Below are 23,611 nucleotides of genomic sequence, written 5' to 3' on the forward strand. Positions count from 1 at the left end.
TGAAGCACATCTAAGTTACTTGGGTAAAAACGGCGATGTATTGTTAATCAGCTTTCAAAAGAGAGTAACGTTTGCGATTAACTACTTTGGTCTTAACGAAGCTCAATTTGATGCTTTTCAGACCAAATTCGCAAATCATCAAGAATCTTAAGTGCGGTACGGCCGAACTCTGTTAGTTCATAGCTTACGGCAATTGGGCGGTCGCTGATCACTTTGCGCACCACCATACCTTCCGCTTCTAGCTCTTTAAGGCGTTGGTCGATCATCTTTTTACTTGCACCGCCTAGCATGCGTGCTAAGTCATTGAAACGAACTGGGCCGTCTTTCAAATGATAAATCAGAGAACCTTTCCATTTACCACCAATTAGACGCATCCCTTTCTCGATAGCACATGGCTCCGCACATACGTTCGCCACTGACTTACGACCTTTGCTATCTACACTGATTCTGCTTTCCACAATACACCTCAAGATACGCACCTAATCTAGGTAACGAAAAGTAAGCTAGATACATTTAGTGCTTTAGAGTAATAAAAACGTCACCTCGCCGCAAACAAGTAAATTACCACCTTCTAAAGAAGGTGGCTTTGTGTGAGCCCCCTAAAAGGGGGCCTTTGTTTAGTCCAGCGCCAATTGCTGCTGCTCTACTCGCTCTTGCTTCTCTTGATGTCTTACATATCGGCGTATTATTTCTTCATTGATTCCAACACTATCGACAAAATAGCCTCTTTGCCAAAAGTGATTACCCCAAAGCCTGTTCTTCCTAAGGTGAGGAAACTTGCTAAATAGCTTTAAGGCTATTTTGCCTTTCAATACCCCCATCAACTTGGATATCGAAAGCTTTGGTGGGACCTTTACAACTAAATGTACGTGGTCAACTTGTACGTTTAGCTCTACGACTTCACATCCAAGTTGATTACAGTAAACATAAATACATCGATAAACTTCTTTACCTATATTGTTCTTCAAGATCCTAAATCGATACTTTGGCGTCCACACTATATGGTATTGACAACGCCAAAATACGTGGGAAGCTTGATTGTATCTACTCATGTTATTTGTCCTCTTTGACTTCTGGAAAAATCAAAGACGCATTTAGCATGAGTAGTTTTACAGGCAAAGCCGAAACGGATGATAACCACCTACTGAAGTAGGTGGTTTAGGGCTGAAAATAAAAATGGACCGCATGCAGCAGTCCATCTCAATTCATCATTCAGTTCGCACTATCTTTCTAAAAGGATTAGAAGTTTTCGTTAATGTGAGCTTCGAAACGAACAAAATCGTTTTCGATATCTGCGTTCTTCATCACGTCGTAACAAGCGAATGTAGGCAGTGCTGACATACCAAAGAAGCGGAAGTTAGCGTGCATGTGGAACATCAAATCGTCCACGCCTTTACCTTGGAATAGGTATTCGCTCTCATCATCAAACGATTCTTCTGGCGCGTTGAATGTCAGTGACAGCATGTATTTGCTGTTGGTTTGAGTGCCGCCTGTACCATAGTTTTTCTTTGGTTCTTCTGCGCTACGGCCATCGAATGCACATAGTGCGCCGCCCATACCCGCAGTAAACACGTCGTCCATGTATTTTTTGAATGACCAAGGCACAGACATCCAGTTGATTGGGCTTTGGATGATCACGCGATCAGCCCACTCAAAGTGTGCGAGTTGCTCATCTACGTTGATCTCATCTTGCATTGTCACAACGCGAACCTCATGGCCTTTTGCTTGCAGAAGCGTCTGTGCTTTGTCGACAAGAGAAGCATTTAGACGACCTTCTGAATATGGTGATGGTTCGTGTGCATTGATGATCAGTACGTTGCTCATGGGATTACCTTTAAATAAGTTCACAAGATGACGCAGTAACCATTGTGCGTCGGATGTGGTTTATTATGGTAACCTAGAAATATAGTGCAATTAGTTAACTTTTAGTAACCTACGTAATTTTTTATTATATAACTGTTTTTAAAACATATATTTTTTCAATTTTTTATTCATCGTTATTCTACGATTAATTTTTTCATCGAGTTGTTGCATCTTCCACAGAGCAGGCGTACACTTTATCGCAATTCGACGATTAACTATTAAGGCCAGCGAATGAGTGATAAGTGCAAGGACACGTGCGAAGTTGTTTTTCAGACAACGCAACAACAGCTCGAGAAAGAACAAACTCTCGCAGCGCAAGCAAAAGCTTTGTCGCATCCAGCACGTTTGCGCATTCTGCATATCCTGCACACGCTCGATACCATGGGCGGTTGTTTGAACAGTGATTTGGTTTCTGAACTGGGTCTTGCGCAATCTACTGTTTCCGAGCACTTGCGTATTCTCAAGCAAGCAGGCTTTATCAGCGCCGAGCCAAACCCACCTAAGGTGTGTTACCGCATTCAACGCGACGCGTTTGATCAGTTCAATCTAGGATTTTCCAAGTTATTTGATTAATTCCCTTTGCACGCTGGTCAGGCGTGCAGAGATAAACTATACCTTTAACTATCGTCTTTCGACGATAAACGAATAAGAGAACACTATGACTACTCAAGTTTTAAATAGTGCCAGCGACAAAATGAGCTTCTTGGACCGTTACTTAACGGTGTGGATTTTTGTTGCAATGGCAATCGGTGTAGGTATTGGCGCAGCATTCCCTCAAGTTGCTGAGTGGAACGAGTCAATGTCAGTTGGTAGCACAAACGTACCGCTAGCGATTGGTTTGATTTTGATGATGTACCCGCCACTCGCAAAGGTGAACTACAACCTGCTAGGCACAGTGACGAAAGATAAAAAAGCAATCACGCTGTCTTTGGTCATGAACTGGATTGTCGGCCCTATTTTGATGTTCATCCTTGCATTGACTTTCCTAGGTGATCATCCGGGTTACATGGTTGGTATCATTCTGATCGGTCTTGCTCGTTGTATTGCGATGGTATTGGTATGGAACGATATCGGTGGTGGTAACAAAGAATACGGCGCAGCCCTAGTTGCATTAAACAGCGCTTTCCAAATCGTGACTTACAGTGTGATGGCATGGTTGTTTATCACTGTGTTGCCACCAGTCTTTGGTTACGAAGGTTTCGTAGTTGATATCTCGATGATGGACATCGCGGAAAGCGTTCTTATTTACCTTGGTATCCCATTCCTAGCGGGCTTCCTAAGCCGCAAATGGCTGGTCGCTGCGAAAGGTGAACAATGGTACAACGACGTATTCATCCCACGCATTTCACCAATTACGCTTATCGCCCTGCTTGCGACCATCGTACTGATGTTCAGCTTGAAAGGTGAAATGATTCTTGAACTGCCAATGGATGTATTCCGTGTAGCAATTCCACTGGCTATCTACTTTGTGTTGATGTTCTTTGTCAGCTTCTTCGTTGGTAAGAAAATGGGCATCGACTACGACAAAAACGCGTCAATTGCTTTCACGGCAACAGGCAACAACTTTGAATTGGCAATTGCGGTTTCTATCGCGGTGTTTGGCCTAAACTCAGACCAAGCTTTTGCTGGTGTCATTGGCCCGCTGATCGAAGTGCCTGTATTGATTGCTTTGGTGAATGTAGCATTGCGAATGAAAGCCAAATATTATGGCTAACCTAAAAAGCACAAAAAATACAAAAGCGGTAAAACATTAACTCACTACCGTTTTAATATACTCGCTGGGCGTTAGGCCGAACTTACTTTTAAAGCGTTGGCTAAAACGCCCCTCTGACTGATAACCACACAACTGTGCGAGCAGCGCAACGTTATACGAGCCATTTTGCATCAAGTAAAGTGCGTGATTTAAGCGCACTTCTGCCAATACTTCGCGATACTGGGTACCTTCTTGTTTCAGTTTGCGTATCAATGTTGCTCGGCTCATAGCAAAGTGCCCCGCGACCATGTCTAATGGATGCTCCTCCCCTGGAGAGCGCGATAAGTAACGACTAAGTTTCTGACTAAAAGAGATATGTGAACTCGAGAACAACCGATGCAATAACCCTCTCTCAGCTAGCTGCTGATATAGGCCCATAATCCAGTAGCGTTGTGTCGCTTCACTTAAGCTTTCCCGCTCAAACGAAAACAAAGCATTTAACGTCGCTTGCAATGCTTTATCTGTCTCAACAACGGGTACATAGTTTCCTAATGCGTTGCTCATGCTTAGCTCCAACATTTCATCGCTAGGCACACAGTGAAAACTGAACATTCGAGAAAGAAATCGCCCTTGTAGAGGAAGATTTTCAAAATTTAGGGATGCATTTGCTTCACAAAGCATGATATTTGGATGATGGATGTCGAGTACTTCGTCTTTCCAGAAAAGATGTTTACTCCCCTTAACAATCTGAATAATGCTTGGGGAGTGAATCCTGACATTACGAAGCTTCTGCTGCTGCTCCGCACGAAACAGCGTAACCTGATATTGATGACCCATTCTCTCCCCTTATATTCAATTATCGCGTGTAAGTCGTGGTTAATGTCGCTTTACCCAAAGCAACACTATTCAAAGTAAACCCTACAATGGCTGGTGGCGTGTTTTCATCCAAATTCAGTTCTTCAGTTGGCAATGCCCACACCGTAAACTGGTAACGATGCATCCCATCATTCTTTGGAGGACACGCGCCGCCGAACCCCGTTGTGCCGTAGTCAATACGAGATTCTTTGCCTCCTAACTTGTTCATATCAATGCCTCGAGGCAGCTCGCTAACGGTGGATGGAATATTAAACGCTATCCAATGCCAAAAACCACTGCCTGTTGGTGCATCGGGGTCATACACGGTGATCGCAAAACTTTTTGTGCCCTTTGGAGCTTCTTTCCACATCAATTGTGGTGATTGATTCCCGCCATCACATCCCCAACCAGAGTATTCAAATGTCTTCGCCATCGGGTGGCCTTCTTGAATATCTCTACTCACGAGTTCAAATGCATGGGCAGAACCGACCGCAAAAACACTCAATACCAAAACTGACTTGTAGATCGCTTTCATGTTTTTCTTCCTTTCAATGAATTCAACACTAGTCTAAATACCCAGCAGTCCGAATCCTTGTCAGTAAGTATCAAAAAACACAAAATAATCTATAATTTTGACACTTTAAGATTCTAACACAAATTTCTTACTCTCTTAATTGCACTTGGTTTATGCTAATTAATCGCTCACGGAATAAGGAAGGAAAATGGAATTGGATATCTACGTGGTGGACGCCTTCACCGATACGCAATTCAAAGGCAACTCAGCAGCGGTGATACCGTTAGAGGAATGGCTAGCCCCAGAATTGATGCAAAATATCGCGACAGAAAACAACTTATCAGAGACGGCTTTCCTAAAGTCCATTGGCGCAAACCAATATGAGATTCGTTGGTTCTCTCCGATTACTGAAATCGATTTCTGTGGACACGCAACACTGGCCTCTTCGTTAGTTCTGTTTGATGAGTTTGGCATTAATGGCACGATTGAATTTCATACTCTGGAAGTAGGGCCCCTCACCGTAGAGAAGAATGCGCAAGGTAAGATCGAGATGACGTTCCCTGCTCGTCCTCCAAAAGCCGTTTCTGATATTCCCTCGGCATTGATTGAAGGCCTAAGTTGCGATGTGGAACGCGTACTGCTTAGCCCTCAAGCGTATTTCGTGGTGGTCGGCAACCAGCAGGAGGTACTTGAGGTTCAATACCGTTCAGAGCACCTCAAGACACTCGCTCCTTACGATGTGGTCGTTACCGCAAAAGGCGATCAACAAGACTTTGTATCTCGTTACTTTTGGCCTGCAAATGGTGGTGACGAAGACCCCGTAACTGGCTCGATTCACGCTGGGTTAGCACCGTTCTGGGCAGAAGCGTTAGGCAAAACATCACTGGTCGCTTACCAAGCTTCTCAGCGCGGAGGCATTTTGCACTGTGAAGTTACTGGCGAACAAGTAAGAGTATCTGGCGACGGCGTGCTCTACATGAAAGGCAAGATTTTTGTTTAAATGATATTCATGTAATCAACTTAAAAGAGCCAAGTAAAGCACGGCTTCCGCAGGATCAAGCCAGCTTCAATAATTAATCAATTGATGAATATTGAAGGAATTAACTTCCTAGCCGGACAAAACTGACTCACGTTACACTGAATGCAGTCCCATACTCTTCTATAGCTTGATACGAGTTCAAGCTCACCTTCTTAGAGGAAGCGTCGCATGATGAAGCGAATCATTCTTGGCACCCTAGCCCTGACTCTTTTAACTGCCTGTTCCAAAGATGATGGACAGCAAGCCCTTGGTACGCTTGAGCGTGACCGCGTAACTTTTACTGCCACCTCTAGCGAGATAATTCGTGCCCTACCCATTAAGGAAGGCAGCCAAGTCACCGAAGGAGAAGTGCTGGTTCAGCTCGATACAAAGAACCAAGAAGCCGTTTTAGCTCACGCCGTTGCCCAACAAGCCAAGGCTGACGCCTATCTTTTGAAATTGACCAATGGTGAGCGACCAGAAGACATTGCCGCAGCGCAAGCTCGCGTTGCCAGAGCGGAAGCTCAATTGATTGAAGCGCAAAAGAACTACCAACGTAAAGCGGAGTTAGTTCGTAAAAAACTCATCAGCCAATCAGAAAAAGACACCGCTTTAGCAGCCAGAGATTCTGCCCGTGCAGAGCTAGACTCCTCACAAGAAGAGTTCAGCAAACTGACCGCTGGCTCTCGTCCTGAAGATATTGAACAAGCGAAAGCCGCACTCATGGCTGCAAAAGCCGATGTAGCACTACAAGAACAGAAACTGGCAGAACTCACCATCACGGCCACGCGAGATGGCTTGTTAGATAACCTACCGTTTAACCTTGGTGAACGCGTTCCGGTGAATGGCATTGTTGCCGTAATTCAAGCGAGCCGCGTCCCATACGCCCGTGTTTATGTTCCTGCTAACTATCGAGTCGACTTTGTGCCGGGTAAAGCGGTTAACGTGCATGTAGATGGCGTTGAGCAACCATATAGCGGCACCGTTCGTTGGGTTGCGACTGAGCCTTCATTCACTCCTTATTTCGCGCTTACCGAGGAAGAACGCTCGCGTTTGATGTACCTAGCAGAAGTCGACCTTCAAGACTCAGCGCAATCTTTGCCTTCGGGTATTCCTGCGCAAGTGGATTTGGTGGAGTGAGCCAATGACCGAATACGCGATTCAAGCTGAAAATGTGGTGAAAAAGTTTGGTGACTTCACCGCCATCAACAACATCACGCTTAATGTGCCCAAAGGCAGTATCTATGGTTTTCTTGGCCCAAACGGCTGTGGTAAATCGACAACCATTCGTGTGTTGACGGGCTTGCTTAGCCCAAGTGAGGGCAATGTCGATGTACTCGGGCTAGAGATCCCAAAACAATCTGAGCTTCTGCGCCTCAAGATTGGCTACATGACACAAAAGTTCTCCCTCTATGATGACCTGACGGTTCAAGAGAATCTTGAGTTTATTGGACAAATCTTTGGAATGGAAACCAAGGCCCTAAAGGCTCGCATCGAAGAACAACTAGCCACCTACGGTCTCGACCAACTGCGTAAACAGCGCGTCGGCGGAATGAGTGGCGGCCAGAAGCAACGCTTGTCTCTTGCCGCAGCCACTATGCACAAACCAGAATTGTTGTTTCTTGATGAACCCACGTCTGCGGTTGACCCAGAGAACCGACGCGATTTCTGGGAGCAGTTGTTTGACCTCTCTGACCAAGGCACGACGATTTTGGTCACTACGCACTACATGGATGAAGCAGAACGCTGTCATCGTCTGGCGATTATGGAAGCGGGCGAAATCCGCGCCGATGGTGAGCCAGAAGAACTCATGGCGCAAATGGGCGTTAACATCGTCGAAGTCAAAGCGGATAATTTACGCGAGCTAAAAGAGAAAGTCATTCAGCGTGAAGAGGTGCGCTCGGCCGCACAGCTCGGCATTCGTTTACGCATTTTAATCCACCAGCACATCGAAGAACCGATCGAATGGTTAACCCAGACCTTTCCTGAGCTTGATGGCTGCGAGATGAACATTGCTCGTCCTAGCTTGGAAGATGTGTTTGTCAGTGTTACGGGAGAAGGTCGCCAATGATGAAATCTATTGCCCGTATGAAAGCGGTAATGATCAAAGAGATCCGTCAGCTTTCACGTGACCGCATTACCTTTGGCATGGTCGTGATGATCCCGTTGATTCAGCTTTTGCTGTTCGGCTTTGCCATTAATACCGATATTCGCAATATTCCCGTTGGCGTCGTCGATCAAAGTGGCAGTACTGCTGGGCGTGTGATCACCGAGTCCGTCAAAGTCACGCAAGTGGTCGATGTGGTAGAAACTTTTGCTACCGCTTCAGAAGCCGAGCAAGCCATTCAAGACGGTTTAGTGCGAGCCGCTTTAATTCTACCTAGCGACCTAACCCAACGTATGGTGCAAGGGCGAGAGCTTGGCCAGTGGATTGTGGATGGTTCAGACACCATGATCAGCTCTGCGATTCTCTCGCTACAAACCATGCCGTTAACGGATTTTGATTTTGAGATACGCCCTGCCCCAACCAAAACCTTTGAAGTTGCGCTGTATTACAACCCGAGTCGGCGCTCGGCGGTGAACATTGTCCCCGGTTTGTTGGGCGTAATTCTAACCATGACGATGATCTTGTTCACCAGTGCGGCCATTGTTCGAGAACGGGAACGCGGCAATTTGGAGTTACTGATTACTACGCCAATTCACTCCATCGAACTCATGGTGGCGAAGATCATTCCCTACATCTTTGTTGGTCTGATACAGGTGTTTATCATTTTAGGCTTGGGTCATTGGATATTTGGTGTACCGATAAACGGCGCCATTAGTCAGATACTGTTTGGCACGCTGCTGTTTATCGCCGCGAGTTTAACCTTAGGTTTGGTGATATCCACCATTGCGACGACACAGCTTCAGGCCATGCAGATGACGGTGTTTATTCTTTTGCCGTCGATTCTTCTGTCCGGATTTATGTTCCCTTATGAAGGAATGCCCGTCGCCGCACAATGGATATCAGAAGCCCTACCAGCCACTCACTTTATGCGCATTATTCGTGGTGTTGTGCTGCGTGGTGCAGACCTAATGGAGCTATGGCGAGATACAGTTTGGTTACTTGGATTCACCGTTATCGGCCTTATTGTCGCTTCATTTCGCTTCAAAAAATCACTCGACTAATTCCACGATATTGCGTTCATTCCTTAAAAACAAAAATAGCCCCAACGAAGGGCTATTTTTTGTTTCTGTATTCATACACTGCGCTATCGAGCTCAACTCTCAGACAATATTAATAGTACTCACCGTAGGAACAATCTCGTAAATCGGAAATATTGTAGTTTTTCAAAGAGTTTATTTTAAAGTTGAACACTACCTGTTTACAGACAACGCCTTCGCGATCCGTGTACGTGATAATACCTTCACTGTACGCACGCTGACCATCAGAGGATGTCACGTCAGCAACAAGTTCCAAATGGCCCTTGTGCGCGTCTACGCGATTCATCATCTCAAACACATCGACCCACTCTTCGCGATTTGCCATTTGTATTAGCATGGACTTCGCCTGTGTTTCCAACTGCTGGGGGTATACATAATAACGGTTGTAACCAAAGTATGCGCACATAAGTAATAAAACGAGTGCAAATGAGGTTGTTCTTGTCATACAAGCTTCCTCTTGTTGTTATAAAAATCTTGCTTCGTTAATTCAGTATAGGAAGCGAGCAAAGTTTAGGTTATAGAACTTGCCCAAATAACAGGGGACAGTCAGAGACAGTCAATTCTATGACAAGCTCAACAACAAACTTTATTGCACTCTCATCATGGGCTTGAACAAAAATACGCCACAGAGACAGTAAGAAGTAAGAAGTAAGAAGTAAGAAGTAAGAAGTAAGAAAGGAAAACTAACCGGAGCGCGGTGATAACAGAAAAGTAAAAGGAGTTGGAAGAAAAAGACAATCCGAGTGAATGTAGTGAGAGCGGAAATCAAGATTAGATTATCCGCCCATCAACTAGGCTCAAATTGTCAGTGACCACAACAATGTGACTCACCGAATTTAAACGTGTTGGTAACTATCTTCGAGAGACTCTGTCTGCGTTGTTTTTTCGCTCACTTCCACTTTAACCGCAGCGACCTTGAACTCAGGGATCTTCGCATGCGGATCCGTCGCCGTTGTCGTTAGGCGGTTGACTGGCGATTCAACAAAGTGGAATGGAATGAACACCACACCTTTTTGAATACGCTTAGTCACAAAGGCATCAATCTCAATGCTGCCGCGACGTGTAGACACCGTGAGACGCTGACCATTACTGATGCCTAGCGCTTCTGCGTCTTCCACGCTCACCATCGCGCGAGGGCCAGCAAGGTTATCCAACCCTTTGGTCTTACGCGTCATGGTGCCAGTGTGGAACTGCTCAAGTACGCGACCCGTCGTTAACACAAGTGGGTACTCTTCATCTGGCAACTCAGCCGCATAACGGAACGGTACACCCACCATCTGCCCTTTACCACGAGTAAACTGGGTTTGGTGCATGATGCGAGTACCTGCCGGGTTGTTCTTGTTGCTCGGCCATTGCACACCGTTTGGCGTAATGGCATCCCAACGAAGACCCGCGTATTGAGGTGTCACTCGTGCTATTTCATTGGTGATATCAGACACGCAGTGGTAATCCCAATCACTACCCATGGCATTGGCGATCTCTTGGATAATCCACCAATCTTCTTTCGCTTCACCCGGCGCCATGACAACCGGATTCACACGCTGTACACGACGTTCTGTATTGGTGAAGTGACCCGCTTTCTCTGCAAACGAGCAAGAAGGCAGAACCACATCCGCGTATTGTGCAGTCTCCGTTAGGAAGATGTCCTGAACCACTAAGAAATCGAGCGCTTCTAAGCCCTCAATCACATGCGCTTGGTTCGGGTCACTCAACACTGGGTTCTCACCCATAATGTACATACCACGGACGTCACGATGGCAAGCCGCATCAATGATTTCTGTCAGGGTTAGACCTTGCTCAGAAGGCAGATTTGGTGCGTTCCATTCAATCGCAAACTTCTGACGCACAATTGGGTTGTATACCTTTTGGTAGCCTGGGAAGCTGTTTGGCAAAGCACCCATATCACACGCGCCTTGCACGTTAGATTGACCACGTAGCGGGTTAATACCACCACCTTCAATACCGATGTTGCCACACAGTAATTGCAGGTTAGCGATAGAACGCACGTTGTCATGACCAGTCGTATGCTGAGTGATACCCATCGAGTAGTAAACAGCGGTACGATCTGCCGTACCGATCATGCGCGCCATTGCTTGAATGTCTTCGGCTTTTACGCCCGTCACCAACTCCACTTTATCGAGGTTGTAAGCTGGCGACATCACTTCTTGCAGTAAGGTATCAAAGCCGTCGACACGTTCTTCGATGTACTCTTGATCGTACCAACCGTTCTTGATGATCTGCTGCATGACGCCGTTAAGGAGCATCACATCCGTACCCGGACGGTGCGCCATATACAGCTCAGCATGCTCTGCCATATCGACACGTTTCGGGTCAGCCACAATCAAACGTGCGCCATGGTGACGAATTGCTTGCTTGATGTGTGAAGCGATGATCGGGTGCGCCGATGTAGTATCCGAGCCAATAATAAAGATCACATCCGAGTGCTTAATACTTGGGATGTCATTGGTCATTGCACCACTACCGAGTGACGCTTCAAGACCGGTTACACTCGATGCGTGACACAAACGCGCACAGTGATCGACGTTATTGGTGCCCAGTTCACGACGGACAAATTTTTGGAACGCGTAGTTGTCTTCATTGGTGGTTTTTGCTGAAGAGAAACCCGCTAATGCGTTGCTGCCAAAATCTTGCTTGATGCCAGAGAACTTGTTCGCAATCAGTTGAATCGCCTCTTCCCAGCTTGCAGGCTGCAACCAACCATCTTTACGGATCAATGGCGTGGTAAGACGCTCTTCACTGCCAATGAAATCAAAACCAAAGCGCCCTTTCACACACAGCATGCCTTGGTTCACCGGCGAGTCACCGCCTTTCACGTAGCGAATCGTGTTGGTTGTCTCGTCCACGAACATAGTCAACTTACAGCCCACACCACAGTATGTACAAATGGTGTCGACCGCTTTCAGATCTTCAGTACGACCTTGTGAACGGTCACGACTATCGACCATCGCGCCCGTTGGACACACTTGAACACACGCGCCACATTGTACGCAGTTCGAATCGCCCATTAGGGTTAAGCCATTCTTATTACTTCCAAAGTGTGGACGATCATCAGGACGTAATGCCGGACGACCTTGTTTATCGCACACGAAGTTCAGTACACCGTGTACGGCTTTGTCGCGGCACGCTTGGATGCACTGACCACAGCTAATACAGCGGTTAGCATCAAACTCAATAAACTCAGAACTGCGGTCAACTTCGTACTTATGACGCAAGTCTTTCGCACGAAGATCTAACCAATCTTGGTGTGATTTAATCTGCAAGGAGAAGTCAAAGCTTTGCTCGGCTTCATATTCGGTGGAGTAATCACGCAGCGCACAATCGGTATTTGCCTGACAGCCACATTCAAGGCAGCGTGCAGCTTCCTTCATCGCTTCTTCGTTATCAAAGCCCAACTCGACTTCAGCGAAGCTTTGCTCGCGTTGTGCTGGAGTCAGTTCAGGCATGATAGAGCGAGCGACTTTCTGGATGTTCTCGAAGTGAAGCGGGTCGACTTGAGAGAGCTTCTTCTCTTTACGCGAGTTAAACGCCGCCTTTGGCATATCTGCCATATCGCCATTCAAAAACAGATCAATGGCTTTTGCCGCAACGCGGCCATCTCCCACGGCTTCAACTGCCGTTGCAGGACCACGGCGGAAATCACCAATACTGAAGATGTTGCCCGTGCCGGTGTGCATGGTCTTTTCATCTGCATCAGAGGTGTTCCAGCGTGTAAGCGGAATCGACAAATCTTCACCTTCGAGGAAGCTCAGGTCTGGCTTTTGCGATACTGCTGCAATCACGGTGTCGAACTCTTCGGTGAAGAACTCGCCGGTTGGTTTAGGGCTGCGACGACCAGATGCATCCGGCTCACCCAATGCCATGCGCTCTAGGCGAATCGCACTCACGCGTCCAGTTTCATCGGCAAGGTTTTCTGCAGGGTTGGTCAAGAAGTGGAATTTCACCCCTTCGTGTTCCGCTTCGACAATCTCGTAGTCTTCTGCCGGCATTTCGTCACGTGTACGACGGTAAATCAACGTGGTGTCTGCACCAGCACGACGCGCAGTACGAGCACAGTCAATTGCCGTGTTACCACCACCGATCACCGCGACTTTCTGACCCGTGACGTAGTTTTGCTCGGTAACGTAATCTTTGAGGTAATCAACGCCTAAGTAGCAACCTTCAAGGTCACTGCCTGTGTAGTGCATTCCAACCGCTTGAGACGCGCCGACAGCCAAACACACTGCGTCGTATTCTTCGCTCAATTGAGAAAGCGTGAAATCCACCCCCAGCTTTTGATTGGTGTGAACTTGCATGCCATTGCGGCACATCAGTTCGATTTCTTTATCGAGAATGTCTTTTGGTAAACGGTATTCTGGAATGCCATAACGCAACCAACCACCCGCTTTTGGCATGGATTCAAAGACCGTAACGTCGTAGCCTTCGTTCGATAGGTAGTAGCCAGCTGTCAGACCACCAGGGCCACTGCCGACGACGGCAATGTTCAAACCTTTGCTTGGTTTCTTTTCTGGCACATAGGCTTCATGCGCAGACAGATCTGCATCCGCGGCATGACGTTTAAGCTGACGAATTGCGATAGGTTCATCGACTAACGAGCGGCGACATTCGCTCTCACAAAATGCTGGGCATACGCGGCCAATCGAAAACGGCATAGGAAGCGTACGCTTAATCACTTCAATCGCTTTTTGATGATCGTCCTGTGCGATGTGATAAAGGTACGATTGGATATCCACGCCCACAGGACACGCGGTTTTACATGGCGCTTCACAATCGGCGTAATGGTCCGTCATGATGCGGTTAAGTGCTTTTCTGCGGTGCTCGCTTAATTGTTCTGATTGCGTGACCACATTAAGGCCGCGGTAAACTTCAAGTTCACACGCACGCTTAGTACCGCCGCTTTCGACTTCAACCACACACAAGTCACACGGTACTTTTTCATTACTTTTGTTCATTCCGCACAGCGATGGGATCTCGACCCCACACACTTTTGCTGCTTCTAAAAGGGTTAGACCCTCTTCTACAATTCTATATTTTCCATCGATGACAATTTCTATCATGCAACCCCCGCAGCAAAGCAAATCCAAATCTGCACAAGTAAAACCATGCATTCTATAAGGATAATCATTTGTAAGACAAGTTAGTGTGATGTAAAACTTATAAACCACATTTTTCACGTGTCATAAAAAGCGAGGGCTTCTTTCGCTAACTTTCAACACTCGGTGTTTAACAAACGTTTTACTCCCTCGAAAGTGCGAAAACTGAAGGGTTGGACTATTTTGATAATAAGAGTAATAAATGATTGACCTTACCCTTAGGTTAACCTTTAGAATCGAAGGGTTTTCATCATTTTCATCAAACACATGGGAAAAGGTATGCACTTAAAATCGCTGCATACAATCTGGTTAACTCTCTTCACGACGCTAGTACTATTGGTATCTAGTGTGGCGAACAGTGAGCCGTTGATGAATATTCAAATGATGTCTACTGGCATGGCTCATCATCCTTCTATGATGAGTGACAGCGAACACTGCGGTATGCCCGGCATGATGGACGTCTCCATGACAGACGCTTCTATGTCCGAAGATGGCGATGCAAGAGAAACCAGCATGAACTGTGGTGGAGGCTCTGGCATGGTTCATACCTGCTGTACTGCCGCGTGTACGATAGTTTTCGTCCCCCTACCGAATCCTATCAATAGCCCAATGCCCGTCGTCTATCGCGCAACTATTACTCCTGAAGTTGCTTCCCCAGTCGTACACGTCAGCCGCGACCTATACCGACCTCCTATAGCCTAAATCCGTCCTAGCATTCGACCCTGCGCGTGTATCGCAGGTTGTTTTAATGCGCCTGAACGATGAGGTAACAAGGCTTTACTGTTCCCGCAATAAAATCAGCACCTCCATCGATCCGGCGAACACTGGATTTAGATTATGGATATCAAACCATACCGCTTAGCTGCACCTATTTTTATGGTGGCTCTGGTCGCTGCGCCAACCTTGGTTAACGCCGCAGGTAAAGAGACGCACGCAGCGCAAAATTCCGCATCAAGTGAGCGAGCTTCAACGACCAAGCTTGCCCAACTGATCAACGTCGCTTTGAGTAACGATGGCAATCGTAAGCAATACTCAGCGCAATCTGCTGCCATGCGTGAAACGGGCGTCGCAAGTGCAACCTTGATGGACCCAAAACTGAAAGTGGGTTTTGGTGGCTTGCCTGTCGACAGCTTCAAATTCGATGAAGACCCAATGACCAACATCTCCGTTGGTTTAATGCAACAGTTTGAGCGTGGCTCTACGCTTGATTTGCAACAGAAGAAAGCCAACCAACAAGCCGATGGCCTTGGGCTTCAAGTGCATGCTCGTGAGCTTGAGGTAGCCAACAGCATGACTCAACTTTGGTTAGAGCTTGGTTACCAGCAACGCGCTGAGCAAATCATGCTTGAGAATCGCAAGTTGATGAAGGAGATGGAAAGCTTTATTCAAACCAACTATTCGATTGGTAAGAGTGAAGCGCAAGATCTGCTCAACGCCCAACTTCAAGTCAGTAAATTGGATGAGAAACTGCAAGCCAACGCACAAATGCAACGTCGTCTTATCTCTCAACTCTCCGAATGGTTGGGGTCAGACTGGTTGGCAAACGAAGAGGCTCTGCACGCGAGCAATCAACTTAATTGGGACACACTGAACAGCAAACTTGCTGCCAGTCAGGGTTCCACCAAGCATTATCAGCAACTCAGCCAACACCCGATGGTTAAGATGGCCGACGTCAGCATTTCTGCAAATAAAACGCAGGTGGAAATTGCTGAGCAAGCCTACAACCCGCAGTTTGGCGTCGAGGTAATGTACGCCTACCGCCAAGCCGACAACATGATGGGTGAGCCAGCATCAGATTTGGTCAGCGCTTACCTCACCATGGACATTCCGTTGTTTACGGGTGACCGCCAAGATCGCAATCTCGCGGCCGCTCAATACCAAGTTGGCGCGGCACAATCACAAAAGGACACCTTACTAACGCAGATGAATGCCAAGGTGAACACTTTGCTGGTTGATCGCGGCAACTTAACCCAACGCTTAGAACGTTATCAATCCACCTTATTACCTCAAGCGAAAGCGCGCATTCAAGCCGTTGAGCGGGGTTATCAAAACAACACAGCGCAGTTTAACGATGTGATTTCTGCCACCACAGACGAGTTGGCTCTGCAATTAGAGCAACAACGTCTACTGACCGATCTCAACATCGCAAACAGCAATTTAGCCACCCTACTCGGTGGTTTCGACTACCAAGTGGCTTCACCGGAAGCTCGCTCTATTTCGACATATTAATTTGTGATTCCCCAAGACAGTTGGGGCTACAGCTAGGCGGCAAACGAGAGAATCCCATGAGCATAGATCTGCTATGTGATTTGGGTGAACGAGAGCAGGCAACAACGCTGTAGCGTCAAATGTGAAGGGGAAAATAAGGTAAAACAATGAAAACATTTAAGATTGCAACCATCGCGCTGATTGTTGGTGGTGCTTTAGGGTTTGGTGCTAATCATTTTCTTACGGGCTCGGCTCACGACATGAGTGCGATGGGTGGCGCATCTGCTGCAAGCTCTAATGATCCGCTTTACTGGGTTGCCCCAATGGATCCGAACTACAAACGCGACAAGCCGGGTAAATCCCCAATGGGCATGGATTTGATTCCGGTTTACGCAGAAGACCTATCCGGTGAACAAGACGCACCGGGTACAGTGACTATTGACCCTTCAGTAGAAAACAACCTCGGGGTCAAAACCGCAAACGCGACACTACAACAGCTATCACCACGCATCGAAACGGTTGGCTATATTGCCTTTGATGAAAGTCTGTTATGGCAAACCAACGTTCGTGTGGCGGGTTGGGTAGAAAAGCTCTACATCAATGCCGTGGGTGAGAAAGTTAAGAAAGGCGATGTGCTTTTCACGCTCTACTCTCCTGAACTGGTTAAAGCACAAGAAGAATTGCTGAATGCGTACCGCACTGGCCGCAAAGGTCTTGTAAAAGGCGCGACCGAACGCTTGGTAACGCTTGGGGTTGACCGTGCTCAAATCAAATCCATTACTCGTAGAGGTAAAGCATCGCAAACCATTGAAATCAAAGCGCCTGCTGATGGCGTTATCGCGAGCTTAAATGTGCGTGAAGGTGGCTATTTGTCCCCTGCTCAAGCGGTGATCAGTGCAGGTCCTTTGGACAATGTTTGGGTTGATGCAGAAGTCTTTGAGCGTCAAGCACACTGGATGAAAGCGGGCTCTCAAGCCACGATGACCCTTGACGCGATTCCAGGCAATGAATGGCAAGGTGTCGTAGATTACGTGTACCCAATCCTTGATCCGAAAACACGTACGTTGCGTGTGCGTCTTAAATTCCCTAATCCAGATGGCGCATTGAAGCCAAACATGTTCGCCAATATTGCCTTGCAGCCTGTCACTGACGACGCAGTGTTAACGATTCCTAAATCATCTGTTATTCGCTCTGGCGGTATGACTCGCGTTGTTCTGGCTGAGGGCGAAGGCAAATATCGCTCAGCTCGAATTGAAGTTGGCCGTGAAGCTGGCGAACAAATCGAAGTATTACAAGGACTTAAACAAGGCGACAAAATCGTTACGTCATCTCACTTCATGCTCGACTCTGAATCAAGCCAGTCGGCGGATCTGTCTCGCATCAATGGTGTAGAAGCAGCGGCGGAAACAGCATGGGCCAAAGGTGAGATCACGGATGTGATGAAAGATCACCGCATGCTGACCATCAACCACCAACCTGTACCAGAATGGGATTGGCCGGGCATGGTAATGAACTTCACATTCGCAGATGGCGTTGAAATGGGTGACTTGAAAAAAGGTCAGGCTATCGAATTTGAAATGCAAAAGACAGAGTCCGGTCAGTACCAAATCATCGACTATAAGGCAGACAACAGCGTCATTGCCGCAGAAGTTTGGCTAACTGGTGACATTAGCATGCTGATGGCTGATTTTGGCATGATCACCTTAAACCACCTACCGGTTGCAGAATGGAACTGGGATGCTGGCGAGATGAACTTCTCTGTGGGTGACGACGTTGATCTATCGGGTTTTGAAGAAGGACAGAAAGTTCGGTTTCTAGTTGAAAAACAAGGATCTGACTACGTTCTTAAACAGCTAGTTCCTGCAACAACAGCCGTCGAGGGTTAATTATGATCAATGCTATTATTCGTTGGTCACTGAGCAACAGATTCCTAGTGTTGGTCGCGACCTTAGCCCTTATATTAGGCGGACTTTACAGTGTAAAGAATACGCCTGTTGATGCGATTCCGGATCTTTCTGATGTGCAAGTGATCATCAAGACAAGCTATCCGGGTCAGGCTCCTCAAGTCGTCGAGGATCAAGTTACTTACCCACTCACCACCGCCATGCTTGCCGTGCCGGGTGCTGAGACAGTTCGTGGCTACTCCTTCTTTGGTGACTCTTACGTTTATATCATTTTCAACGATGATACCGACATGTACTGGGCACGTTCACGCGTGTTGGAGTACTTAAGCCAAGTAGCACCAAAGCTGCCACCGAACGCAAAACCAACGCTAGGTCCTGATGCAACGGGTGTGGGCTGGGTTTACAGCTACGTATTACAAGACAAAACCGGCAAGCATGATTTGGCGGATCTTCGCAGCCTGCAAGACTGGTTCTTGAAGTACGAATTGCAAACCGTTGATGGCGTTTCTGAAGTCGCTACCGTCGGCGGTATGGTGAAGCAGTATCAAGTGCAGATTGATCCTGCCAAGCTGCGTGCGTACAACCTCACTTTGCAACAAGTGAACATGGCAATCCAAAACGGCAACCAAGAAACCGGCGCGTCCGTTATCGAAGTGGCTGAAGCCGAGCACATGGTTCGTACTACGGGTTACCTAACCAGCATTGAAGACATCAAGTCACTGCCTCTCAAAGTCACTGAGAAAGGCACGCCGTTGCTACTAGGGGACATCGCAGACATTAACCTTGGCCCACAAATGCGCCGTGGTATCTCTGAGCTGAATGGCGAAGGTGAAGCGGTAGGTGGCGTTATCGTGATGCGCTTTGGTGAAAACGCCAGTGAAGTGATTGCGAAAGTCAAAGACAAACTAGCAGACCTACAACGCAGCCTGCCAGAAGGCGTGGAAATTGTCGCAACCTACGACCGCTCTACCCTTATCGATTCAGCGGTAGAAAACCTATGGAAGAAGCTTGCAGAAGAGTTCATCGTCGTTGCGATTGTATGTGCGTTGTTCCTGTTCCACATTCGTTCTTCATTGGTTATCGCTCTGAGCCTACCGGTTGGCATTCTCACTGCGTTTATCGTGATGCATTGGCAAGGCATCAACGCCAACATCATGTCCTTGGGCGGTATTGCGATAGCCATCGGAGCCATGGTGGATGGTGCAATCGTGATGATTGAAAACGTTCATAAGCACATTGAACGAACGCCACTGACCGACAAAAACCGCTGGCAAGTAATTGGCAAAGCCGCAGAAGAAGTTGGCGCACCGCTGTTCTTCTCATTGCTGATCATTACTCTTAGCTTCGTACCGGTGTTCGCCTTAGAAGGTCAGGAAGGCAAGATGTTCTCGCCGCTTGCGTTCACTAAGACTTACGCCATGGCAGCGGCAGCAGGTTTGGCGATCACACTCGTCCCTGTTCTTATGGGCTACTTCATTCGCGGTAAGGTGTTACCGGAACACAAAAACCCGGTTAACCGCGGCTTGGTCGCGCTGTACCGCCCGCTGTTGAACACCAGCTTAAAATACCCTAAGACCATGATTGTTATCGCATTAGGTCTAATGGCATCGGCTTACTACCCAACCAGTAAACTGGGTAGCGAGTTCATCCCGCCGCTGGATGAAGGCGACTTGATGTACATGCCAACGACCTATCCGGGTATCTCAATTGGTAAAGCGCGCGAGCTTCTACAACAAACCAACAAGCTGATCAAAACCGTTCCAGAAGTGAAAACCGTATGGGGCAAAATTGGCCGAGCTGAGACCGCAACCGATCCAGCGCCACTCACCATGATTGAAACCGTGATTCAGTTGAAGCCACGGGACCAATGGCGTGAAGGGGTAACAACCGAGTCACTGCGCAAAGAGTTCGACAAGCTGGTTCAGTTCCCTGGTCTTACTAACGCTTGGGTAATGCCGATCAAAACGCGTATCGACATGCTGGCAACGGGCATCAAAACCCCTATCGGCATTAAGATCGCCGGACCCGATCTGAAAGTGATTGAGACGATTGGCTCTCAGTTGGAGCCAATTCTTAATGGCGTACAAGGCACGGCATCGGTTTATGCGGAACGTGTAGCAGGTGGTCGTTATGTCACGATCGACATTAAACGTCGTGCCGCAGCGCGTTACGGCTTGAGCATCAAAGACGTTCAGCAAGTGATCTCCACTGCGGTGGGCGGTATGAATGTGGGTGAAACCATCGAAGGCTTGGAGCGTTACCCAATCAACGTTCGTTACCCACAAGACTACCGTGATTCAGTGGTTAAACTGCAAAACCTACCTTTGGTGACACCAAATGGCGCCCGTATTGCGCTGGCTGATGTAGCGGACATTCGTTACGAAGACGGCCCTCCGATGATCAAGACAGAAAACGCACGTCCAAACGGCTGGGTCTTTGTCGACATCGATGGTCGTGACCTTGGCTCTTACGTCGTGGAAGCACAGCAAGTCGTGGCTGATCAATTGGAACTTCCTGCGGGTTACTCGCTGGCTTGGTCTGGTCAATACGAATACATGGAACGTGCGAAAGATCGCTTGAGTGTCGTGGTACCAATCACTATCGCCATCATTATGCTGCTGCTTTACTTCAGCTTCCGTCGCGTTGGCGAAGTGATGATCATCATGCTTACTCTACCGCTCGCTATGGTCGGTGGTTTATGGCTCATGCATATCCTCAACTACAACTTCTCGATTGCCGTTGGGGTCGGCTTTATTGCCCTAGCAGGTGTCGCGGTTGAAATTGGGGTCATCATGCTCGTCTACCTCAACCAAGCATGGCACTACAAGAAGCTGGATGCGGAAGAGAGCCAACAGAAGCTTGAGGCAAAAGACTTAACCGATGCCATTCGTGAAGGTGCAGGCCTGCGTGTTCGCCCAGTAATGATGACGGTACTGACAGTCATTATTGGTCTGATTCCGATCATGTACGGCGAAGGTACAGGATCAGAAGTAATGCAACGCATCGCCGCACCAATGATTGGCGGTATGGCATCGGCACTGCTGCTGACGCTGTTGGTACTTCCAGCCATCTTCAAGCTGTGGAAACAACGTGAGTTGCGCCCAAACAACTCAACTCCGAGCCAAACAAGCACGCAAACTGGCAACCAAATCGAAAACGCCGACAGCACAGATCGCACTGGCAACAAGGCTTAACCCCTACCTTCCCCTCAATCAATTCGTTTGGGGGGAAGCAACCAAGTTATTAATGAATTAAAACAAGGATATAAAAATGAAAAAGACACTAATCACTCTTGCTCTAGCCCTAACAACAACGACTGCGTTTGCCCAAATGGATCATTCAAACATGGATCACACGAACATGGATCATAGCAATATGAAGCATGAAAATATGGACCACGGCAGCATGAAGATGGACCACAGTAAAATGGACCATTCAAACATGATGGATATGCCGGGCATGTCGGCAGTTGGTATGCCAGCAAAAGGGGCAAAGCCAGACAAGGTGGTACACGTGATCTTGGGTGATGACATGACCATCAAGTTCAAGAAAGACGTTAAAATTGAGCCAAACGATGTGGTGCAATTTGTTGTGATGAACACAGGTAAGATCAACCACGAGTTCACAATCGGTTCTGCCAAAGAGCAGCTAGAACATCGTGAAATGATGAAGACAATGAGCGGCGATCACATGCATGACTCAGGCAACGCAGTTACGGTGGAACCAGGTAAAGCGAAGCAATTACTGTGGCACTTCCACGGTGACAACAAGGTTGAGTTCGCGTGCAACATTCCGGGCCATGCAGAATCGGGCATGGTTAAAAAGATTGAACTGTAAGTAATTATCCAAATAGACAAAGGAGCTGATGATTCAGCTCCTTTTATTTCTCTGGATCAAACTATTCGTTAGCTCATGATAAGAAATTCTGAGCCAGTGTCTCTCGCTAAGATATTTCTGTGACCGAATCACCGACGTAATATATAAGCCAAACTACAGGCCTTGATAGCAACACTCTTCTCCCCATATTGAGACCGTTTAAGCGTATTGCAAAGAATCCTACATAAAATAGACATAGATTTAACAGTGTTTAGAGTATTGGCTCGTTATAGTTTACGTGACATCGCTACCGTGCGAACTAAAACTAAAATTGAAGAACACGATCCATGAAAAAGTTATTTTTGTTGGCTGGGCTAATGGTTTGCTCAACCCTAAGTTACGCGTCCCAACTGAATGAGGACATTTCTCTCCTCGAGCAACAAACCTCAAGCAGAATTGGGGTGTCAGTTTGGGATACCCAAGCAGACGAGCGTTGGGATTACCGTGGCGATGAACGCTTCCCACTCATGAGCACATTCAAAACCCTAGCTTGTGCCAAAATGCTAAGTGATATGGACAGCGGTAAGCTAAGTAAAAATGCGACCGCAAAAGTCGATGAGCGCAGTATCGTTGTATGGTCTCCAGTGATGGATAAGCTCGCAGGCCAAAACACACGCATAGAGCACGCGTGTGAAGCCGCTATGTTAATGAGTGATAATACCGCAGCCAACTTAGTATTAAATGAAATTGGCGGCCCTAAGGCCGTAACAATGTTTCTGCGAACAATTGGAGATAAAGCAACGCGCCTAGACAGAATAGAACCTCGCTTGAACGAAGCCACACCAGGCGACAGCCGCGACACAACCACACCTAACGCCATACTAAACACTCTTCGAACTTTGGTCGAAGGCGAAACGTTGTCTTATGAGTCTCGTGTACAATTAAAAATCTGGATGCAGGACAACAAAGTTTCAGACTCGTTAATGCGTTCTGTATTACCAACAGGTTGGTCTATTGCAGACCGTTCTGGTGCGGGAGGTCATGGTTCGCGTGGCATTAACGCGATTATATGGAAGGAAAATCATCGACCTGTTTACATTAGTATTTATGTCACAGAAACCGAGCTCTCACTTCAAGCTAGGGACCAACTCGTTGCGCAGATAAGTCAGTTGATTTTACAAAAGTACAAAGACAATTAAGTCTCTACTCACCTGACCCCATTTGTATCCTTTTCTAGCCCTTCTCTTCCAGAAGGGCTCATTCTGTACTTCCATCTTAAAAACACCACTTATTGAGTAATGACTTACTTATAAATAGGTATAAGATTTACTTATTTAGGGTGAGTTAACGCCCACATTAAGCAACCAAACGCACACAAACGGCGATAATTAAACCATACTCTTACCAAGAAGCACATTTTCTACA

At 47.3% G+C, this 23,611-nt stretch carries 19 protein-coding genes; 12 read left to right on the top strand and 7 right to left on the bottom strand.

What is annotated here, in order from left to right:
• Positions 1–92: 92 nt before the first annotated feature.
• From UQW94_RS03370 to UQW94_RS03380, 3 genes are all read right to left on the bottom strand, one after another.
• Entirely contained in the window at positions 93–458 is a 366-nt protein-coding gene (locus UQW94_RS03370; RefSeq protein WP_005375456.1) for a winged helix-turn-helix transcriptional regulator, read from the bottom strand.
• Between the two features lie 159 nt (positions 459–617).
• Positions 618–1,052: an IS200/IS605 family transposase gene (tnpA, locus tag UQW94_RS03375; protein ID WP_017633711.1), complete on the bottom strand. Its 435-nt coding sequence runs from the start codon at positions 1,050–1,052 to the stop codon at positions 618–620.
• A gap of 187 nt (positions 1,053–1,239) precedes the next feature.
• Positions 1,240–1,824: an NAD(P)H-dependent oxidoreductase gene (locus tag UQW94_RS03380; protein ID WP_017635228.1), complete on the bottom strand. Its 585-nt coding sequence runs from the start codon at positions 1,822–1,824 to the stop codon at positions 1,240–1,242.
• Between the two features lie 270 nt (positions 1,825–2,094).
• Here UQW94_RS03380 and UQW94_RS03385 point away from each other — a divergent pair, with 270 nt between their 5' ends.
• Positions 2,095–2,436 (top strand): ArsR/SmtB family transcription factor, encoded by a 342-nt coding sequence (locus tag UQW94_RS03385; protein WP_005375451.1) that lies wholly within the window; start codon positions 2,095–2,097, stop codon positions 2,434–2,436.
• An 85-nt stretch (positions 2,437–2,521) separates the two neighbouring features.
• A complete protein-coding gene (gene arsB / locus UQW94_RS03390) occupies positions 2,522–3,577 on the top strand; it encodes an ACR3 family arsenite efflux transporter (RefSeq protein ID WP_005385145.1) in 1,056 nt (351 codons plus the stop codon).
• Positions 3,578–3,613: 36 nt separating this feature from the next.
• Here arsB and UQW94_RS03395 read toward each other — a convergent pair whose 3' ends face one another.
• Together UQW94_RS03395 and UQW94_RS03400 are read right to left on the bottom strand one after the other, a co-directional pair.
• Entirely contained in the window at positions 3,614–4,393 is a 780-nt protein-coding gene (locus tag UQW94_RS03395) for a helix-turn-helix domain-containing protein (RefSeq protein ID WP_203345638.1), read from the bottom strand.
• Positions 4,394–4,412: 19 nt separating this feature from the next.
• Positions 4,413–4,946 (bottom strand): YbhB/YbcL family Raf kinase inhibitor-like protein, encoded by a 534-nt coding sequence (locus UQW94_RS03400; RefSeq protein WP_017635230.1) that lies wholly within the window; start codon positions 4,944–4,946, stop codon positions 4,413–4,415.
• A gap of 187 nt (positions 4,947–5,133) precedes the next feature.
• Between UQW94_RS03400 and UQW94_RS03405 the strand changes: the two genes are divergently transcribed.
• From UQW94_RS03405 to UQW94_RS03420, 4 genes are all read left to right on the top strand, one after another.
• Positions 5,134–5,925 (top strand): PhzF family phenazine biosynthesis protein, encoded by a 792-nt coding sequence (locus tag UQW94_RS03405; RefSeq protein ID WP_206958957.1) that lies wholly within the window; start codon positions 5,134–5,136, stop codon positions 5,923–5,925.
• Positions 5,926–6,132: 207 nt separating this feature from the next.
• Complete coding sequence (locus UQW94_RS03410) at positions 6,133–7,083, top strand: HlyD family secretion protein (RefSeq protein WP_416153098.1); 951 nt, start codon at positions 6,133–6,135, stop codon at positions 7,081–7,083.
• A 4-nt stretch (positions 7,084–7,087) separates the two neighbouring features.
• The gene (locus UQW94_RS03415) at positions 7,088–8,014 is read left to right on the top strand and encodes an ABC transporter ATP-binding protein (protein ID WP_225473260.1); all 927 of its coding nucleotides are present in this window, start codon (positions 7,088–7,090) and stop codon (positions 8,012–8,014) included.
• Positions 8,014–9,111 carry an ABC transporter permease gene (locus UQW94_RS03420; RefSeq protein ID WP_017635233.1) on the top strand — a complete coding sequence of 366 codons (1,098 nt, stop codon included), beginning with the start codon at positions 8,014–8,016 and terminating at the stop codon, positions 9,109–9,111. The genes UQW94_RS03415 and UQW94_RS03420 overlap by 1 nt, the downstream gene beginning before the upstream one ends.
• A gap of 109 nt (positions 9,112–9,220) precedes the next feature.
• Here the strand turns inward: UQW94_RS03420 and UQW94_RS03425 are convergent, their stop codons facing one another.
• Both UQW94_RS03425 and fdhF read right to left on the bottom strand, forming a co-directional pair.
• Entirely contained in the window at positions 9,221–9,592 is a 372-nt protein-coding gene (locus UQW94_RS03425) for a hypothetical protein (protein ID WP_005375433.1), read from the bottom strand.
• A 391-nt stretch (positions 9,593–9,983) separates the two neighbouring features.
• Positions 9,984–14,222, bottom strand: a complete 4,239-nt coding sequence (gene fdhF / locus UQW94_RS03430) for a formate dehydrogenase subunit alpha (RefSeq protein WP_322141996.1) — start codon at positions 14,220–14,222, stop codon at positions 9,984–9,986.
• 315 nt (positions 14,223–14,537) lie between these two features.
• Here fdhF and UQW94_RS03435 point away from each other — a divergent pair, with 315 nt between their 5' ends.
• The 6 genes from UQW94_RS03435 to UQW94_RS03460 all read left to right on the top strand — a co-directional run bounded on the left by UQW94_RS03435 (position 14,538) and on the right by UQW94_RS03460 (position 23,385).
• Complete coding sequence (locus tag UQW94_RS03435; protein ID WP_017635236.1) at positions 14,538–14,960, top strand: hypothetical protein; 423 nt, start codon at positions 14,538–14,540, stop codon at positions 14,958–14,960.
• A 135-nt stretch (positions 14,961–15,095) separates the two neighbouring features.
• Positions 15,096–16,487, top strand: a complete 1,392-nt coding sequence (locus UQW94_RS03440) for a TolC family protein (protein ID WP_104029242.1) — start codon at positions 15,096–15,098, stop codon at positions 16,485–16,487.
• Positions 16,488–16,633: 146 nt separating this feature from the next.
• On the top strand, positions 16,634–18,352 hold the full coding sequence (locus UQW94_RS03445) for an efflux RND transporter periplasmic adaptor subunit (protein WP_322141997.1): 1,719 nt from the start codon (positions 16,634–16,636) through the stop codon (positions 18,350–18,352).
• Positions 18,353–18,354: 2 nt separating this feature from the next.
• On the top strand, positions 18,355–21,564 hold the full coding sequence (locus tag UQW94_RS03450; RefSeq protein ID WP_322141998.1) for an efflux RND transporter permease subunit: 3,210 nt from the start codon (positions 18,355–18,357) through the stop codon (positions 21,562–21,564).
• A 76-nt stretch (positions 21,565–21,640) separates the two neighbouring features.
• Positions 21,641–22,207: a copper-resistant cuproprotein CopI gene (copI, locus tag UQW94_RS03455; RefSeq protein ID WP_256901007.1), complete on the top strand. Its 567-nt coding sequence runs from the start codon at positions 21,641–21,643 to the stop codon at positions 22,205–22,207.
• A 326-nt stretch (positions 22,208–22,533) separates the two neighbouring features.
• Positions 22,534–23,385: a carbenicillin-hydrolyzing class A beta-lactamase CARB-42 gene (locus tag UQW94_RS03460; RefSeq protein ID WP_005375420.1), complete on the top strand. Its 852-nt coding sequence runs from the start codon at positions 22,534–22,536 to the stop codon at positions 23,383–23,385.
• Positions 23,386–23,611: the final 226 nt, after the last annotated feature.

Origin of the sequence: Vibrio sp. PBL-C16 (genome assembly GCF_034321865.1) — a bacterium.
GTDB lineage: Bacteria > Pseudomonadota > Gammaproteobacteria > Enterobacterales > Vibrionaceae > Vibrio > Vibrio alginolyticus.